The 18,623-nt window shown below is 42.7% G+C and carries 15 protein-coding genes; 2 read left to right on the plus strand and 13 right to left on the minus strand.

Annotated elements, in window-relative coordinates; translation table 11 throughout:
• Nucleotide 1 precedes the first annotated feature (1 nt).
• The 11 genes from WJP93_RS06240 to metF form a co-directional block, all read right to left on the minus strand.
• Nucleotides 2-1,063: a zinc-binding dehydrogenase gene (locus WJP93_RS06240; RefSeq protein ID WP_308732233.1), complete on the minus strand. Its 1,062-nt coding sequence runs from the start codon at nucleotides 1,061-1,063 to the stop codon at nucleotides 2-4.
• Nucleotides 1,064-1,104: 41 nt separating this feature from the next.
• Nucleotides 1,105-2,271 carry a class I SAM-dependent methyltransferase gene (locus WJP93_RS06245; RefSeq protein WP_337547340.1) on the minus strand — a complete coding sequence of 389 codons (1,167 nt, stop codon included), beginning with the start codon at nucleotides 2,269-2,271 and terminating at the stop codon, nucleotides 1,105-1,107.
• A gap of 153 nt (nucleotides 2,272-2,424) precedes the next feature.
• Complete coding sequence (locus tag WJP93_RS06250; protein ID WP_337547341.1) at nucleotides 2,425-3,372, minus strand: NAD(P)-dependent oxidoreductase; 948 nt, start codon at nucleotides 3,370-3,372, stop codon at nucleotides 2,425-2,427.
• A 1-nt stretch (nucleotide 3,373) separates the two neighbouring features.
• The gene (locus WJP93_RS06255; RefSeq protein ID WP_337547342.1) at nucleotides 3,374-5,224 is read right to left on the minus strand and encodes a thiamine pyrophosphate-binding protein; all 1,851 of its coding nucleotides are present in this window, start codon (nucleotides 5,222-5,224) and stop codon (nucleotides 3,374-3,376) included.
• A 3-nt stretch (nucleotides 5,225-5,227) separates the two neighbouring features.
• Nucleotides 5,228-6,565, minus strand: a complete 1,338-nt coding sequence (gene rfbH / locus WJP93_RS06260) for a lipopolysaccharide biosynthesis protein RfbH (RefSeq protein ID WP_337547343.1) — start codon at nucleotides 6,563-6,565, stop codon at nucleotides 5,228-5,230.
• Between the two features lie 3 nt (nucleotides 6,566-6,568).
• Nucleotides 6,569-7,672, minus strand: a complete 1,104-nt coding sequence (rfbG, locus tag WJP93_RS06265; protein ID WP_337547344.1) for a CDP-glucose 4,6-dehydratase — start codon at nucleotides 7,670-7,672, stop codon at nucleotides 6,569-6,571.
• Between the two features lie 3 nt (nucleotides 7,673-7,675).
• Nucleotides 7,676-8,452 (minus strand): glucose-1-phosphate cytidylyltransferase, encoded by a 777-nt coding sequence (gene rfbF / locus WJP93_RS06270; protein WP_066560304.1) that lies wholly within the window; start codon nucleotides 8,450-8,452, stop codon nucleotides 7,676-7,678.
• Nucleotides 8,453-8,634: 182 nt separating this feature from the next.
• A complete protein-coding gene (locus WJP93_RS06275; RefSeq protein WP_337547345.1) occupies nucleotides 8,635-10,182 on the minus strand; it encodes an ABC-F family ATP-binding cassette domain-containing protein in 1,548 nt (515 codons plus the stop codon).
• Between the two features lie 51 nt (nucleotides 10,183-10,233).
• The gene (locus WJP93_RS06280) at nucleotides 10,234-12,666 is read right to left on the minus strand and encodes a homocysteine S-methyltransferase family protein (RefSeq protein ID WP_337547346.1); all 2,433 of its coding nucleotides are present in this window, start codon (nucleotides 12,664-12,666) and stop codon (nucleotides 10,234-10,236) included.
• Between the two features lie 63 nt (nucleotides 12,667-12,729).
• Complete coding sequence (locus WJP93_RS06285; RefSeq protein ID WP_337547347.1) at nucleotides 12,730-13,389, minus strand: Vitamin B12 dependent methionine synthase activation subunit; 660 nt, start codon at nucleotides 13,387-13,389, stop codon at nucleotides 12,730-12,732.
• A complete protein-coding gene (metF, locus tag WJP93_RS06290) occupies nucleotides 13,386-14,252 on the minus strand; it encodes a methylenetetrahydrofolate reductase [NAD(P)H] (RefSeq protein WP_118615000.1) in 867 nt (288 codons plus the stop codon). Before metF ends, WJP93_RS06285 begins: the two co-directional genes overlap by 4 nt.
• A 268-nt stretch (nucleotides 14,253-14,520) precedes the next feature.
• On the opposite strand from metF, the gene WJP93_RS06295 reads away from it, so the two are divergent.
• Nucleotides 14,521-15,213, plus strand: coding sequence for a phosphoribosylanthranilate isomerase (locus WJP93_RS06295; protein ID WP_337547348.1), 693 nt, complete (start codon nucleotides 14,521-14,523; stop codon nucleotides 15,211-15,213).
• Here the strand turns inward: WJP93_RS06295 and WJP93_RS06300 are convergent.
• Both WJP93_RS06300 and WJP93_RS06305 read right to left on the minus strand, forming a co-directional pair.
• A complete protein-coding gene (locus WJP93_RS06300; RefSeq protein WP_337547349.1) occupies nucleotides 15,197-16,864 on the minus strand; it encodes a SulP family inorganic anion transporter in 1,668 nt (555 codons plus the stop codon). The genes WJP93_RS06295 and WJP93_RS06300 overlap by 17 nt on opposite strands.
• Nucleotides 16,865-17,011: 147 nt before the next feature.
• Nucleotides 17,012-17,686, minus strand: a complete 675-nt coding sequence (locus WJP93_RS06305; protein WP_337547350.1) for a helix-turn-helix transcriptional regulator — start codon at nucleotides 17,684-17,686, stop codon at nucleotides 17,012-17,014.
• Nucleotides 17,687-17,888: 202 nt separating this feature from the next.
• On the opposite strand from WJP93_RS06305, the gene WJP93_RS06310 reads away from it, so the two are divergent.
• On the plus strand, nucleotides 17,889-18,623 hold the full coding sequence (locus WJP93_RS06310; protein WP_262536834.1) for a helix-turn-helix transcriptional regulator: 735 nt from the start codon (nucleotides 17,889-17,891) through the stop codon (nucleotides 18,621-18,623).

The following is an 18,623-nucleotide window of genomic DNA, read 5'->3' on the forward strand; positions in this document are numbered from 1 at the left end:
ATTATTCCATAGTAACCATCACTTTAATTAGGTCGGCAGGCTTGTCTCGCATTAAATACAGTGCATCTTCTATCTGATCAAGTCCATTAAGATGATGGGTGACTAGCTTTTCTGGATGGATTCTTCCATACTTTACCATGGATAACATGCGCTCGATACGTGCACGTCCTCCTTCTGCTAACTCAGTACGGATTGTTTTTCCTGCCATGCCGCGTCCTCCGGAAAATTTTGGAAATGGAAGATTTCCTGTTCCGCCAAAATAATTGACATTGGAAACGGTTCCGATACCATAGCGCACCATATCAATTGCCTGCGCAAATACTTCATCGTTTCCTCCGCAGATTATGACACTATCTGCTCCTATTCCATCTGTGCGCGCCATTACCTGCTTGACTATATCGCCATCTTTATAGCTTAAGACTTCTGTTGCACCAAACTCATAAGCAGTCTTTACACAAAGCGGACGGCTTCCTACAGCAAGGATCCTTGCCGCACCTAAATGAGCTGCACCTGCTACTGCCATAAGTCCAATAGGACCAATTCCCATAACTACAACAGTATCACCAAATTTAATATCGGCATTTTGTGCTCCTGTAAATCCAGTTGTCACAACATCTACACACATAAGTGCCTGCTCTAAGCTAACACCCTCTGGAATTTTCGCCAGTGTCGTATCAGCATCTGGAATAAGAAAACGCTCTGAAAATACACCTGGCTGTGTGCGTCCAAGCTGATGACCTGAAAATGGTGCTGATGCATGCTTAAAATTGTGCTCCTGAATGCTTTTTGCTCGCCAGTCTGGTGTGATTGCTGGTACTGCTACTAGCTCTCCCGGCACAAAATCAGTCACATACTCACCAACTTCAAGCACTCGCGCCACACATTCATGACCAAGCACTAGATTTGGTGCCTTTCTTGAACCGCCTCCAAAAACAGTATGGACATCAGATGAGCACGGTGCGACAGCGACTGGCTTTAAGATGGCTCCATACGGAGTCAATACAGGCTCAGGAACCTGTTCATAGCCTACAACACCCGGCTCTTTTAATACAAATGCCTTCATAGATCAATAACCATGCCTTTCTCTTAAAAAGCTTTTCAAAATTACAAAATTTCTTCTATTTTATTGCTGCGGATTGCGAATATACGCACCGTCTTAGGGAAGCGAACACGAATCACATTTGCAATCTCATCTGTGTAACCCGGTGCTGCGATTAAAATCGCATCTGGTACATTCTTAAGCGCCTCATCTGGCGACACAATTACAAGATGTGAAGCTGGTGCATATTTTCCATGCTTAAATGGCGCTGAGTCAATAATATACTCTGCTTTTTCACCAAGACATGTTGTTGCTGCTAGTGTAAAGCCCTGATGACTTGCACCCCAAATGGCAAGATTCTTTCCTGTAAGACTTTCAGAAAGTGCCTTCATCTGTTCCCTGATACTTGCTAAACTATCGCCAAGCGCAGTGATTTCTTTTGTAAAATCCTTCCATGAGGATACCTGAGAAATTGGTGTCTTTGTCTTTTTTACCATCACAGAAAGCGTATCGCGGTTGATCATTTCTTTGCTTTCGACAATGAAACCATTCTGATTCAAAAGATATGTCAGAGAATCAAATGTATAATATGCCAAATGATCGTGAATAAGCTCATAATAGGTATTGTGATCTGTAATATACTCAAAGCTTGGAACTGTGATAAGTCCCACACCATCATCTGTCAAATTGTTGTAAAGACAAGTCAGCATAACATCAGGTGATGGCTGATGCTCTAAAAAATTAAAGGATAAAAACGCATCAAACGGTCCATTTGGAAGCTTTTGATCTATAGTTTCTGTAAAATCACATGAAACTAAAAGACCACTCTCCTTTGCAATCTCCGCCAAAGAAGGATCGTGCTCAATACCATATCCTTTAACTGGAAATTCCTTTAATACGCGAAGAAACTCACCTCTTCCACATCCTGCCTCGATGATTTTCTTTCCCTCAAGCTGATAACGTTTAATAAATTCCTTATATTGACGGCGGCGCAGCTCTACCATCGTTGTGGAATAGCCGCCTGCACGAATAACATCGCGGTAATATTCGACTGGCTCGCAGTCAAATTGAATCAGACCACATTTTTTACACTGGCACAGCGGCAGATGAATTCCTCTGTCATTTTTTACTTGTTCTTTATCCGGCATGTGCTGTGCCACTGCCGGCATATTGTCAAATGCAATGATCTCGGTTCCTGCCAGAGATGCCTTGCATGAAATGCAATTTCCCATAATTAACATGCCTTTCCTGTTTCAACCCACAGTCGGTATTTTCACGGAGTCTGACTTGTCGAAAATAGTTCGACTGTGACTTGCCTCATGTCAGTGAGGGATACCGATTTTTCTCCGCCCGCCACTGCCGAAGCAACTTCTTGTAACGTCTACTCACATAAGCATCTTTTTAATTCCCTCTTCAAAGGAAATCATCTGATGAAATCCTGTTATTTCTTTTAGTTTTGTGATATCAGGATCTAGCGATGTCACGCCTTCTGCGTTTGGCGGCCGCTTGCCATACTGGCAGGTGCCTTGTCCGCCGCACAGTGCTCGCATCGTCTCAATATATTCGCGAAGCGGCCTTGTATCTTCACCAGCCACGTTATAGACACCTGCCGGTGCATCACCAGTCAAAAGCTTCACAATTGCATTAACTGCATCGTCAATATAAAGATAATTCCAAAGCTGTGTACATGCACCAAGCTCCATTATACCGCCTTCTTTGAAGGTGCGCATGCAGCTTTCCACAAGTGACCATGGATGATCGCCAGGACCATAAACAGAAAAGACGCGTGTGTGAATATATGTTATGCCAAGCACTTCTGCACGCATAACAGCCTCTCTTCCCACCTTAGCCTTAGCCTTTCCATACTCAGAAAGCGGATGTAGCTCGTCTGTCTCTCGCATTGTCGTATTTCGCACGCCATACTCTGCCTGTGAACCACAAAAAAGAAAGCGCTTACAGTGGGCGGCAGCTGCCGTCTCAAGCGCATCAAGCGCATAGACGGCATTCATTGACTGAATATCAGCTAGCTTTCTGTTATCACTTCCAGAGCCATCCCAGCCTAAATGCAGCCAATAATCAGCTCTCCCCAGATTATGAGACCATTTTTGTCCGATTTTGCTAAGTTTTTCAGCATTCACTGCCAGTTCTTTCAGCCCACTAAGCTCACACTCTATAATCTCAAGCAGTTCTTTTTTTATTATCATATGCTCTAAATTTTTTTTGCCTGCTGAATTTGGACGAATCAGCGCGCAAACTTCAAAGCCTTGATTAATAAGTGTTTGTACGGCGTGACTGCCGATAAAGCTTGTCGCTCCTGTCACTATTACACGCATATTACTCCTCCGACCAGCGCATAATACTCTTTAACTCTTCTTCTGGAAGAAATGGCGCTAAATCTTCAAGCGGTGCAGAAACCATGCTTCCATCTGGCATTGGCTTTGATGCTGCCTTTGGCTCAAACTTCTGATCCATATCAACCATTACCTCGCAGATAACAGGTCCATTTATGGACAATGCCTTCTCGATTCCCTCACCAAGAGCATCGTTGCTATCAATGCGAATAAATGGGAAACCATATGCCGGCGCTAATTTTGCCATATCTGGGAAACTAAGATCACCGCTGTCTTTTCCTATACCAATAAGCGGCTTTCCAAAATAGTTGTTCTGTGTCTGGCGAATGGAATGGTATCCGCCATTATTGATCAGAAAAATCTTGATCGGATACTGGTGATGGATGATTGTCTGCAGCTCTTGAAGATTCATCTGAATACTTCCGTCTCCTGTTACGCAGATGATATCCTGCTCCTTCTCACCTGTCTCCTTGCAATAGCGCTTATTTGCGACACAAGCTCCAATTGCTGCTGGCAGATCGTAACCCATCGATGCAATAGCTGAATTTGAAATAAAACGCTGACCTTTCTTTATAACATAGCCATGACCGCCTACAACACAGGCAGAGCCATTTCCTACTACTGTAATCTGACCCTCATTTAAGCGGCGGCTTTCTTCCTTAATAAATGCATACACATTTGCCGGACTCTTCTGCTCATAGTGCTTTGGCTGAACAACAGGATAATCCTTCTTCCATTTTTCACAAACCTGTCTCCACTCATCACCCTTAAATAATACTTCACCATCTGCAAGCTTTTCATTTAAGCGGCTCTCGAGCTTTTCAAGAAGATCCTTTGCATCAGCCCACACCGGCATTTCTACATGAAGAGACGGCTTTTTCAATTCCTCTGCATCAATATCATTCATAATGACAAATGCATGCTTTGCCCAAGCCGGCCAATCATAATTAACCTGACGAATGCTTAATCGGCTTCCAACTGAAAATAGCAAATCACTGTTTTGTACGGCAAAATTTCCAGCGCGGTCACCCATATTTCCAGCACGTCCTGTGTACAGCGGATGCTCATCCTCCATCAAATCAATGCTGTTCCAGCCAGTCACAACTGGAATGCCAAGCTTATCTGCGACACGGCGAAATACATCAAATGCTCCTGCAATACGTATTCCATTTCCGGCATTTAATACCGGACGCTTTGCCTGACGGATTTTCTCGATAATAGCGTCTGCCTGCTCGTTAGTAACAGACGGAATCGCTGTCAGATTTTCTTTTGTCGGATCAAAACCTTCAAGCTCATCTATCTCAACTGTTGCACCCTGCACATTTAACGGAATATCAAGCCAGCACGGACCTGGTCTTCCAGTCTGTGCAAGATAAAGTGCTTTCTCAACAGCATAGCGAATACGCTTTGGATCAATCACCATCTCACAATATTTTGTCATAGGCTCTACGCTCTTGCAGATGTCATACTCCTGATCGCCAAATGCACGAATGCCAAGGCCTGTGCTTCTTGCCGTTACATCATAGCGTACCTGACCTGAAATAACAAGCATCGGAATAGAGTCAAGCCATCCTCCGACTACGCCTGTGATTGCGTTTGTTCCGCCAGGTCCTGTTGTGACACAGACAGCTGCAATGCGGTTATGGATTCTGGCATAGCTTTCTGCTGCAATGGCACATGCCTGCTCATGATGATTATATACACAGTGAAGTCCCGGCTCATGACCAAGTCCATCATCAAGATGCATTGCACCGCCTCCGGTGATCATAAATACATCTGTAATTCCATTTTGAACAAGCAGTTTTGCAATATAGTTGGATACCTTCATTCTCATAACTTAGCCCTCCAATGCTTCATGAATTACCTTTGCCATATATTCAATCTTCTCATCTGTCATACCAGGATAAACACCAACCCAGAATGTAGATGTCATAATACGGTCAGTCTGCTCTAAACCACCGACAACACGATATGCCTCTGTTCCACGAATAGCATCAAAACAAGGATGCTTTATCAGATTGCCTGAGAACAGCATACGTGTCTGAACGCCGTGTGATTCAATATAGTTCACTACTTTTGTACGATCCACGCCTTCCTTACATGTCATTAAAAAGCCAAACCAGCTCGGATTAGAATGCGCTGCTGCCTCAGGAAGAATCAGCTTATCTGCGCAGTCAGACAAAAGCTCTTTTAAATAAGCAAAGTTATGACGTCTCTTCTCCACAAAAGATGGGAACTTCTTTAACTGTGCACAGCCTACTGCTGCCTGCATATCAGTTGCCTTTAAATTATAGCCAAAATGGGAGTACACATATTTGTGGTCATATCCTAATGGAAGCTGACCATACTGTTTATCAAAGCGATGACCACAGAAATTATCACATCCCGGAGGACAAATGCAGTCACGTCCCCAGTCTCTAAATGAACGCACAATTCGGTGAAGCAGTGGATTGTTTGTATATACAGCACCGCCCTCACCCATCGTCATATGGTGCGGCGGATAGAAGCTTGATGTTCCTATATCACCAATTGTTCCTGTCAGCTTTTCCTTGCCGTCAATCTCATAGACAGAGCCAAGTGCATCACAATTATCTTCAACAAGCCATAAATTATGACGGTCACAAAATGCCTTTACTGCCTCCAAATCAAATGGATTGCCAAGTGTATGCGCGATCATCACGGCCTTTGTCTTATCAGACAATGCTTCTTCAAGCCTTGTGACATCAATATTGTACTGCGGAATTGTCACATCTACAAACACTGGAACTGCACCATACTGGATTACTGGTGTTACTGTTGTCGGAAAACCTGCAGCAACTGTGATTACCTCATCGCCTCTTTTTACCTGTCGTTCTCCTAATAGCGGAGAAGTCAGCGCCATAAATGCGATCAAATTCGCTGATGAACCAGAATTGACAAGAGAGCAAAAGCGAACACCTAAATATTTTGAAAACTCGCGCTCGAACTCATCTGTATAGCGTCCTGCTGTCAGCCAAAATTCCAGTGAGCTGTCCACAAGATTTACCATCTCCTCGCTGTCATAAACACGTGACGCGTATGGAATACGGTCTCCCTCCTTAAATTCCTTCTTTGTATTATGATATTTATCGCAATAGGCAGCTACTTGTTTTAGAATTTCTTCTCTCGCCTGTTGTTCATTCATATTTTCAAACATTTATTACTGCTCCTCTCCATCTGTTAAAAAGCTTCTTATCTGCTCTCTCATGCAGGCATTCATTTTATCTGCAAGCTCCTTTGGCTCTGCCATATGAGTAATCAGCATATTATAAAGCTGATACCACTCTACACTCTTTGCCACAGCCTTTTCAATATGCCATGTCGGTTTCCAGCCAAAGACACGCTTTACTCTTGAGCAGTCCAGCTTCAAAAAGCCAGCCTCATGAGGACCGCCGTCACTCTTATTTTCCCACTGCATGCCTCTGCCCCAGCTCTTACAAAACAGCGTAGTTAATGTGCCAGTGTCCACACAATCGCAGTCATCTGGTCCTACATTGTAATAGCCGCGAATGGATGGATCCTCCCACTGTTTCTTTACAATTGTCAGATATAAAAACAAAGGCTCCAACACATGTTGATATGGACGAATTGAATATGGATTTCTTACTGTCACAGGCTGCTTAATCACTGCACTTCTGTAGCAGTCCGGTATAATACGGTCTGATGCAAAATCACCGCCTCCTATAACATTGCCTGCTCTTGCAGTAGAGACTGCCGTATCACTGTCCGCAAAAAAAGAGCGGATGTAGCTGTGTGTAACCAGCTCCGAACAGGATTTGCTGTTTGAATATGGATCAAATCCGTCCAGCACATCCTCCTCACGGTAGCCCCACTCCCACTCTTTGTTCTCATATACTTTATCAGTTGTAACATTTAAAAATGAACGGACACATGAAAATTGATGTGCACACTCTAATATATTGACTGTACCCATCACATTTATCTCATATGTCTCACGCGGATTTTTATAAGATTCGCGCACAATTGGCTGTGCTGCCAGATGAATCACAATTTGTGGCTGCACACGCTCAAATACTTCCTTTAATAATTCAAAATTTCTAACATCGCCAATAACACTGTCCATCTGATTTTCCAGACGGCAAATTGAAAAAATACTTGGACTTGTCGGTGGCTCTAATGAAACACCTGTTACCTTTGCGCCTGCATCAATTAAAATTCTCGAAAGCCATGAACCTTTAAAACCGGTATGACCTGTGATCAGTATTCTCTTATCACGAAAAAATGACATTTCTGTTTTCTGCATTATTTAGTCCTTCCATGTTTTCCACGGCGCCTTGCCGCTCTCCCACAGTGCCTCCAGACGATTCTTATCACGAAGTGTATCCATACAGGACCAGAAGCCCTCGTGAATATAGCCCATCATCTGACCATCTGCTGCGAGACGCTCAAATGGTTCTCTCTCCAATGGCTGATCATCTCCGTCAATATAATCAAACACACCCGGCTCCATAACCATATAGCCAATGTTTATCATACTGCCATCCTTATCTGATTTCTCACGGAATGCTGCAATCTGTCCCTTATCATCATAATCGATTACACCAAAACGCTGTCCTACATTTGTCATGGAAATTGTAGCAAGCTTTCCATGGGAGCGGTGGAACTCACACAGCTCTTTTATGTTTATATCCGAAACTCCGTCTCCATACGTCAGTAAGAATGGCTCATCTCCGACATACTTGCGGATACGCTTTACGCGGCCACCTGTCATTGTATTTAATCCTGTATCAACAAGTGTTACCTTCCATGGCTCTGAATAATTATCGTGAAGCTCCATAGAATTATGTGCTAGATCAATCGTAATATCAGATGTATGAAGAAAATAATTTGCAAAATATTCCTTGATCACATATTGTTTATAACCAAGGCAGATAATAAAATCGTTGAATCCGTACTGCGAATACTCCTTCATAATATGCCACAAAATTGGCTGATCACCAATCTCGACCATCGGCTTTGGGCGGTTTACGCTCTCTTCGCTGATTCTGGTACCGAATCCTCCTGCCAGTATTACAACCTTCATGCTATTACCGTGCCTTTCTTTTTGTTTGGATATCCTGATTCGGTCAAAATTGCCATTTGACCCACTCTCAGTTGTACTAATAATGGACTCATTTTACCATAGTTAAAGCAAAAAAGCAACCGGATGATTCCGGTCGCTTTTCGCCTTAAGAAAACGTTAAGTTTTTGGAAAATACAAATTAATTATCTGCAAAAGCTGCTGCAGTCCCAGATCTGTGCCCCGAGTGCCTCATAGAACTCACGCTCATGGCAGACCATAAGAATACTTCCTTTGTATTCTTTAAGTGCTGTAAGCAAAGAATCCTTTGCGTCAGCATCGAGGTGGTTTGTCGGCTCATCGAGGATTAACACATTACTCTGGCGGTTCATAAGCTTGCACAGACGTACCTTTGCCTGCTCACCACCAGAAAGGACACGCACCTGGCTCTCGATGTGTTTTGTAGTCAGGCCGCACTTTGCAAGTGCACTGCGCACTTCATACTGATTCCATGACGGAAACTCCTGCCAAATTTCCTCGAGGCAGGTACGGCCGTTGTCACCGCTTGTTTCCTGCTCAAAATAACCAATTTCCAGATAATCACCCTGATGGACAGTTCCGCTGTATGGCTTGATCAGTCCTAGAAGACTCTTTAAAAGAGTAGTCTTTCCGATACCATTTGCACCTACCATGACTATGCGGTTTCCGCGCTCCATAACAAGGTCAAGCGGCTTTGTGAGCGGTCTGTCATATCCAATCTCAAGCTGCTCTGTAGTAAATAAGAAGCGGCCCGGTGCACGTCCATACAAAAAGCGAAACTCTGGCTTTGGCTTTTCGGCTGCTAATTCGATCACATCCATGCGGTCAAGCTTTTTCTGACGGGACATTGCCATGTTTCTTGTTGCAACTCTTGCCTTATTTCTGGCAACGAAGTCCTTTAACTGAGCAATTTCCTGCTGCTGACGGTTGTATGCTGCCTCTATCTGTGCCTTCTGTACAGCATGAACCTCCTTGAAGTGGTCGTAATCTCCTACATAACGGTCAAGCTTTTGGTTTTCCATGTTGTAGATTAAATTTACAACACTATTTAAGAACGGAATATCATGAGAAATTAGAACAAAAGCATTCTCATACTCCTGCAGATAACGGCGCAGCCATTCAATATGCTTTTCATCCAGATAGTTAGTCGGCTCGTCAAGAAGAAGGATATCCGGCTTTTCAAGAAGAAGCTTTGCAAGAAGGACTCTTGTTCTCTGGCCTCCGGAAAGCTCGGTGACATCGCGCTCTAAGCCAAGTGCATCAAGCTCAAAGGCTCTTGCAACCTCCTCTACCTTGGCATCAATCATATAGAAATCGTGCATTGTCAGAAGATCCTGAATCGTACCCATCTCTTCCATCATGACAATTAGATCATCCTCAGAAGCATCTGCCATCTCTTCACAGATCTGATTCATGCGCGCTTCCATGTCAAATAAAAAGCTGAATGCATTCTTAAGCACATCACGTATTGTCTGACCTGGTTCTAATACAGTGTGCTGATCAAGATAGCCAACACGCACATTTTTTGCCCACTCAATTTTTCCCTCATCTGGCATCAATTTGTTTGTAATGATGCTCATGAATGTTGATTTTCCCTCTCCATTTGCACCAACAAGGCCAATATGCTCTCCTTTTAATAAACGAAATGACACATCTGTAAAAATTGCTCTGTCTCCGAATCCGTGAGATAAGTGTTCTACATTTAAAATACTCATATTATCTTTCTCTATATCCTTCTCTATATTTTCATTTTGGCGTCGTTATTTTTATTTTGCGCCGCCATTATTTAGCAAACTCTCTGCGTAATATACTGTCTGCATCGCATCCTTGCCATAGTAGTCTGCACCGATCATATCTGCGTACTCCTTTGTCAATACGGCACCGCCGACAACAATCTTGCACCATGGTGCTGCTTTTCTTACCTGGCGAATAGTCTCTTCCATATTTACAACCGTGGTAGTCATAAGCGCACTTAAGCCAAGAAGTGGTGCATGTGTCTCTACTACCTTTTCTGCTACTGTCTCAGGCGGTACATCTTTTCCAAGATCGATCACATCATATCCATAGTTTTCCAGAAGAACCTTAACAATATTCTTTCCGATATCGTGGATATCTCCCTTAACTGTTGCAATTACAACAGTGCCCTTCTTTTGCTGATCGCTGCCCTTTGCCTCCATAAATTCCTTTACGGCAGCAAAACCAGCCTTTGCAGCCTCGGCACTCATCAAAAGCTGCGGCAAAAACATGGTTCCTTTCTCGAAGCCCTTTCCTACAATATCAAGTGCCGGCACAAGCTCTGTATTGATGATTTCAAGCGGCTCCTTTTCTTCAAGCATCTTCTTTGTCACCTTATAGGCTGGTTCCTTAAGACCCTTGATGATACATGTCTTTAAATCCATACCGCCAGATGTGCTTCCTGGGGCTTGCTTTTCAGATTTATCTGTTTCTGCACCTGCCTTGACTGTGGTGGATACAACCTTCATAGCAGAATACTTTTCAACATATGACATACACTGCGCATCATAGCCGCCGAGTACACGGAAGGTATCATATGCCTGCATCATAGCCTGTGAATTTGGATTTACTATTCCTGCTGAAAGACCTGCCTGCATCGCCATTGTAAAGAATGCTGATGTGATGATCTCACGCTGCGGCAGTCCAAAAGAAATGTTTGACACTCCAAGCACAGTACGTCCACCCTGTGCCTTTATGCGACGCACAGTTTCAAGTGTAACATTTGCGGAATTACTGTCAGTACTCATAGTCATCGTGAGCGCATCAATTACGATATCCTTTCTTGCAATACCATAGCTCTCACCAGTCTTATAAATCTTCTCTGCAATAGCCAGACGTCCCTCAACAGTATCAGGGATACCGTCTTCGTCGAGTGCTAATCCTACTACGACACCACCATATTTTTTTGCTAGTGGGAACACCTGCTTCATGATCTCCTGCTTTCCATTTACAGAGTTGATCATCGGTTTTCCGTTGTATATACGAAGTGCCTGCTCCATTGCATCCATATTGGTGGTATCAATCTGAAGCGGTGCATCAAGAATACTTTGCAATTGACAAACAGTTTCCTTCATCAATTCCGGCTCATTGATCTCCGGCAGTCCAACATTAACATCAAGAATCTGTGCACCTGCGTCTGACTGCTTTACACCCATCTCCAGAATATATTCCATGTTGCGGTCACGAAGTGCCTGCTTAAACTTTGATTTTCCGGTAGGATTTATACGCTCACCGATTAACATTGGCATCTTTCCAAGCTCAACTGCATGAGAATATGATGAAACAAGTGTCAGGTTCTTATCGGTAAGCGGCTTTGGCATAGCATCTTTGCAGGCTTCCACAAGTGCCTTAATATGCGCCGGCGTTGTTCCGCAGCAGCCGCCCATAAGCCATGCGCCTTCCTCTGCAAATATTTTCATATCCTCGGCAAATTCAGACGGATCCACGTCAAATACGGTCTTTCCATTTTCACTTCGTGGAAGACCGGCATTAGGATTTATAATTAATGGGATTGATGCGCTTTTTGCCAAGCGCTCAAAAATTGGCTTCATTTGCTTTGGTCCAAGGCCGCAGTTCATACCAAAGGCGTCTGCACCAAGACCCTCAAGCAATGCTGTGACTGCCTCTGGTGTCGCTCCTGTCAGCATCTTGCCATTTTCACCAAAAATAACAGTTGCCATAACAGGAAGATCACTGTTTTCCTTTGCTGCAAGCATAGCTGCCTTTAATTCATATGTATCGCTCATCGTCTCGATAAGAATAAGATCAGCTCCTGCAGCTGCTCCTGCCTTTATAGTTCTTGCAAATATCGATACTGCATCTTCAAAATCAAGTGTGCCAAGTGGCTTTAAAAGCTTTCCTGTCGGCCCCACATCAAGTGCGACATAGCCATCCTTACCTGTTTCCTCGACTGCCTTTTTCGCATTCTGCACGCCTTTTGTTACGATTTCTTCAAGATTATCCGGAAACTTTAACTCATTCGCACCAAATGTGTTTGCCAAAATGATGTCTGCTCCAGCGTTTAGATAATCGCGGTGCAATTCTCTTATAATATCAGGATGCTTAAGATTCCAGTTTTCAGGCAGTTCACCAGCTTCAAGCCCGCGTTCCTGCAAAAGCGTACCCATACCGCCATCAAAAAAAACAATTCGCTTTCCCAGTTCATTTAATATATTTTTCTTCATAAATTCCTGTCCTTTCAAAAGCACAAGGTTTTTCTAACTATCCCTGTTGTTTCTGTTTGCTGCTTATGCATCACGGCGAAAGCTGCAGTCTTTTTTGCTGCAGGCCTCGCATCCTTCTGTGACGCATCCTGTTCTGATATGGCTTAAGCCCATCAAAGCTGTAACAGATTTTTCAGGCTGCATTACGCCGCCTTCCGAAAGAAATAGACCTATTGTTTTCTGTGCATTAAGTGCCTTCAAAAATGATGACTGCACATCCAAAGACAGATCTCCGTAACCAGGACTATACCTTGGACGCACAAAAAGGCCGTCTTTCGCAGCCTCTTTTTCAATATTCTTTTGACACAAGTTGCAATAGCACTCTATGGCCTCTGCTGCCGTGGACTGAAGTACTGCTGCCTTTGTGATATTTAATCTCAAATAACGTTCCATCAAACGATCTATTTCGTGACCAAGCGTTGCCGCAAAGAAAATGACCTCGCTGCAGTCTTTTAAGTTTCGTTCCAGACTGTTGCTTAAAAGCTCCACACCACCTGCCTGCATATGACCTGCAGACAGATGTGTAAGTGCAAAACGCCGATATATATGGCGCGGCTGAGCCGTCCGCGCAACATCTTCCATGCACTGATAAATTAACATCATAACCTGTTCGTCCGGCTGTATCTTTTTGTAGCCGAGATAGCGAATAATCTCGCGTTCTCTCATCTGATTTATATCAATCATTTTAAAATCTCCGAAAGATTCTTCTGAATAGCCTCTGCAATCTGCGGCTTATTCATAGAATATACGTGAATGTGGTTGATTCCGTTTGCAATCAGATCAATGATCTGATCAGTTGCATAGGCTATACCTGCCTGCTCCATTGCCTTCGGGTTGGAACCAAAACGATCAACCAGATTTAAAAAGCGCTGCGGCATACTGCATCCAGAAAGATCACGTGCAGTCTCCACCTGCTTTGCTCGTGTGATTGGCATGATACCTGGAATCACAGGAACACTTATGCCCTGTTCTCTGACACGATACAAGAAGTTAAAGAAAATATTGTTGTCAAAAAACATCTGCGTTGTCAAAAACTCACATCCGGCATCAACCTTCTTCTTAAGGTTTATAATGTCCTCACTTTTATTTGCTGCCTCGACATGTCCCTCCGGATAGCAGGCTCCTCCTACACAGAAATCGCCATAGGCTTTGATTTCAGATACAAGTTCTGACGCATAATGAAAATCAACAAATGGATCTCCCTCAAAATCTCTCGGACGATCACCGCGCAGAGCCAGCACATTTTCAATTCCTGCTGCCTTCATCTCATCTAATGTATTATGAATATTTTCCTTTGTTGCGCCTACACATGTTAAATGGGCAATCGTTGTTACGCCAGTTGTATCCTGAATCCCTTTTGCAATTGCAACAGTATTCTTTCTTGTGTTTCCACCTGCTCCATATGTAACGCTCATATAGCTTGGCTTTAATGCAGCAACGTCAATCGTTGCCTGACGAACTGACTCAAACTGTGCATCTGTCTTTGGTGGAAATACCTCAAAAGACAGTGTGATTTTTCCATTTGACAATATTTCATTTACTTTCATTATTTTTTGATTCCTCTTTCCTCTATATGGTGTGTTCTGTCGCATCGCTGTTATACTGCAGATGTCTGTTTCTTAATGATGCTCTGTTCACTCCCCACTACAGCTTGTTTGTCGAGCTCATTTAACGTAAGTATAGCATGGATTTTACTTCATGAAAAGAAGATTTTCTCAATGGTTTGATATTGATATAAACTATACCAAAAGTACTTGCTATCCTCTTTATTTTCCACTATGATAAACAAAAAAAGAAAGGATCTGGATTATAACAATGAAAAAACAGGCTACTAAAATCAAGATTTGCGGACTTACAAAAGAAAAAGAGGCTGATTATCTCAATCAAATTCATGCAGATTTTGCAGGCATGGTCGTTTTTTTCCCTAAAAGCAAACGGAATATCTCACTTGATCAGGCAAAAAAAATAAAGTCAGCACTTCTGCCTGAAATAAAAACAGTCGCCGTGACAGTCTCACCAACACTTGCACAAATACGCCAAATTGCAGAGGCCGACTTTGACCTTATTCAAATTCATGGTGATCCTGCCGATCTTGATATAAAAACTGCTAAGTCCATCTGCGAATATACAAGTAAGTTTTCTCTTCCTATATTAAAAGCATTTAATGTCTCTGATATTGACAGCTATAACTACTGGCAGTCATGTCCGTCTGTCGCTGGCTTTGTATTTGATGCAGCTAAACCTGGAAGCGGCAAAACATTTGATTGGACTCTGCTAAAAAATCTTCCCAGATCAAAAAAGCTTTTCATGCTGGCCGGCGGGCTGGCACCTGAAAATGTTTCAAATGCGATCTTTTTTTTGCATCCTGATGGTGTGGACGTATCATCTGGTGTGGAATTTTTAGAAAAAGACCGCCCCGGCAAAGATCCTTATCGCATACAGGCCTTTGCCGAAGCGGTACAATTTGCAGATAAACTTACCTCAAAAACACTTATCGATTTGAAGTAATCTTTTCTGCCATTTCAATTGCTGCATCAATATTCGGGCTAAAATTTTCTTTTCCAATTAATGTGTCAAAGCCAGCCTTTCTAATAACACGCATTGGCTGATCGTTTACATGTGAAAGAATGAGCGTTATCTTCTTTTTCCTGCATTTCTCATAAAGAGACGTTAATGAGTTCATTGCAGTACTGTCAAGTGCCGGAACACCTCTCATTCTAAGAATCAGGCATTTTGTCTTTTCTGTTACTGCAATCAGACCAATCTGATCTGCAGCACCAAAAAACAATGGACCTGTAATCTCGCATACACTGATTGATGATGGAATATCGCGCATACGCGCACGCTCTGCATCGCGAACCTCATCAGAAATCTCATCTGTATGACTCCAGTTACGCACACCTGTCTCATCACTCATGCGCTTCATAAATAAAAGACAAGCCAGTACCATGCCAACTTCAATCGCAACAACAAGATCAAATACAACTGTCAACATAAATGTAATGACAAGCACTGCAATATCACTTTTTGGTGCCGTCTTTACAAGACGCACAAATGGACGCCACTGACACATGTTATAAGCAACAATAAATAAAATTGCAGCAATCGTCGGCATAGGAATCCAGCCGGCATATGGCATCAGCACAAGAAGCACTAAAAATAATACAACAGCGTGTACCATTCCAGCTACAGGTGTGCGGCCTCCATTTTTAATGTTTGCTGCAGTACGTGCAATCGCACCTGTTGCCGGGATTCCTCCAAAAAGCGCAGATGCAACATTTCCTGCTCCCTGTGCAGCAAGTTCCATGTTGGAACGGTGATTTCCATTAATCATGCCGTCTGCCACCACACATGAAAGAAGTGATTCGATTGCTGCCAAAATTGCAATTGTGAATGCATTTGGAAGTGCCTTCTGAATTACTTCAAGGCTAAGCTTTGGCAAATGGAATGATGGAAGGCTGCTGTTTATTGTATACAGATCGCCAATTGTATTTACCTGAATCGGCATCAGCTTCACCATTAAAATACCAACTGCAACAGCTGCTAATGACGGTGGAATCTTCGCAAGCATCTTTACCTTTGGCATAAAAATAAGAATTGCCAGACATACTGCTCCCACAAAAACAGCATGCCAGTTTAGTGTGCCTATTCCCGCTAAAAAGCCTTCCAGCTTTTCCATTGTCTCAATTGTAGGCATTCCTGCCGGAATTGTAACACCACAAAAATCCTTAAGCTGTCCAATCGCAATTGTCACAGCAATACCTGCCGTGAAACCAGTCGTAATAGTATAAGGAATAAACTTAATCAGTGAACCAAGGCGGCAAAATCCCATTAAAATTAAAATGATTCCTGCCAGAATGGTTGCCACAGCTAAGCCATCCATTCCCTGATCTGCTACGATTCCTGCAACAATAGTTGCAAACGCAGCTGTCGGTCCTGCAATTTGTACCTGACTTCCTCCCAAAAAGGAAATCACAAATCCAGCTATAACTGCCGTATAAATTCCGCGCTCTGGGCCTACGCCAGATGCAAGCGCTAACGCAATTGACAGCGGCAGCGCAATGATTGCCACAATGATTCCGGCAATCAGATCCTTAATGAACTGTTCCTTCGAATATTTCTTCAGACAGGTAAACAGCATCGGTTTCAGATCTTCCATGAAACTATCCCCCTCATTTTGTGCGTTTTTTTCGCCTTTACAGCGCACACGATGGCTATTGTATCATGTATAATTATAAACTGTCTACCCGTTTTTGCTCACAATTACGCGATTATTCGCTATGTACGCGATTTTGTACAAAAATAATTACTGTACTGCCATACATGTTCCAATTAGTCTGCAGCTGTCCATTCTTCTAAACCTAAGCGCAGTCCCTCTTCCATTAATAGTATTTAATGCATATCCTTTTTCTGAAATATGGAATTGGCGAAAGTACAGACGATGATTATATAAAAACAATGCATTTTCTCCCTCATTTGGAAATTTATCTGATAACAATAAAACATCATTTTTACAATATCTCGGTGAAAAATGATCGTTTGGAAGACGCATCGCCATATATACGTTTTCACAGGCTGTCTTTACATGTTCTACATCAAAGCTTGAAAAAGCTGCTCCATCTGATGTTTCCACTGCCGGAATCAGACATGGAATCTCACGTTCCTCGTTTACATATACTCCTGCCTGCCACTGCGCTTCAATTTCTGCGATTGCACGTATAAATTTCTTTCCATGCTCTCCGCTTTCACGATAAGCAAATAAAAGCTGTTCTTCCTCCTCTCGCGGACTTTCCCCCATCAGGCTTTCCATTGATACATCCAATGTACGGCTAAGTGCCAAAAGTGTGTCTACTCTTGGATTTCTCGCTCTCCTGTAAATGATATTACGAATCGTTTCGATTGGGACATTCGACAGCATAGACAGTTTCTCTAGTGTCAATCCCTTTTTGTCCATCATTGCCTTTAGCTGTTTGTCAATCATTTTACAATTCCTCCCATTTCACTCTTGTTATTTTTTCCCATTTGAAGTATTCTATTACCATGAAGACTAAAAAATACAACGTCTTGGAATGAAACTATCGTATCACATGTAATTTGTAGTATGGTAGCTAAAATTACACTTTTAGTCGTTTCTACACATGTACAAAGTACCGAAAACTATACGAAAGAGACTATACAATTTTATGACACAGCAAAAAATTCTATTAAATTTTATTGATAACATTGAAAAGGAACGTGTCAGGCTCAATCTGACACAGGCGCAGATGGCTCAGAAACTTGATATGTCTGTGTCCAATTATAAAAAACTAATTGCCGGTCAGTATAGACGTCCGAACCTTTTTCTGGCTCAGCGCCTGTATGAACTAACCGGCAAGCTGCTATTTGAATTTTTCGATTTTGATTCGCCTAAGCTAAATGCAATTTCAAAGTTTATGAAGCTGTCTGATACTCAATGCTCATTCATAGAGGGCATAATAGATTTTGAGCTTGCATTTTCAGCAAGTAAAGAAGAAAATACTGACGATTACCTGACTGTTTTGATTCCAACAGGCAATTGCGAGGATGGCATGATATGGGATTCTGCAAACGTCCGTAAAGTAAACATTGCACCTTATCGAAAACGCTATGGTTCACAAATCAATGCCGGAGTTGAAGTCACTTCTAATCATTTAACTCCCGTTTACCATATGGGAGATATTCTGCTCATCTCACGCCGTCCTCCGCGCGATGGCGATACTACCATTTTTTTAAACACTGAAAATGGCCGTGCCTACCTGCGCCGTTTTATTCAGCAGGTTCCCCGTATTCTTCAGCCAATTAACGGATATGGCGAATCATTCTATATTGATCCCTATAATGAAGATGAAGTAAAAAAATGGGTCAAGTATGGCGTTGTTCTAACAAAAATGCGTGAATAA

Source organism: Anthropogastromicrobium sp., from assembly GCF_037349415.1.
GTDB classification, from domain to species: Bacteria; Bacillota; Clostridia; order Lachnospirales; family Lachnospiraceae; genus Anthropogastromicrobium; species Anthropogastromicrobium aceti.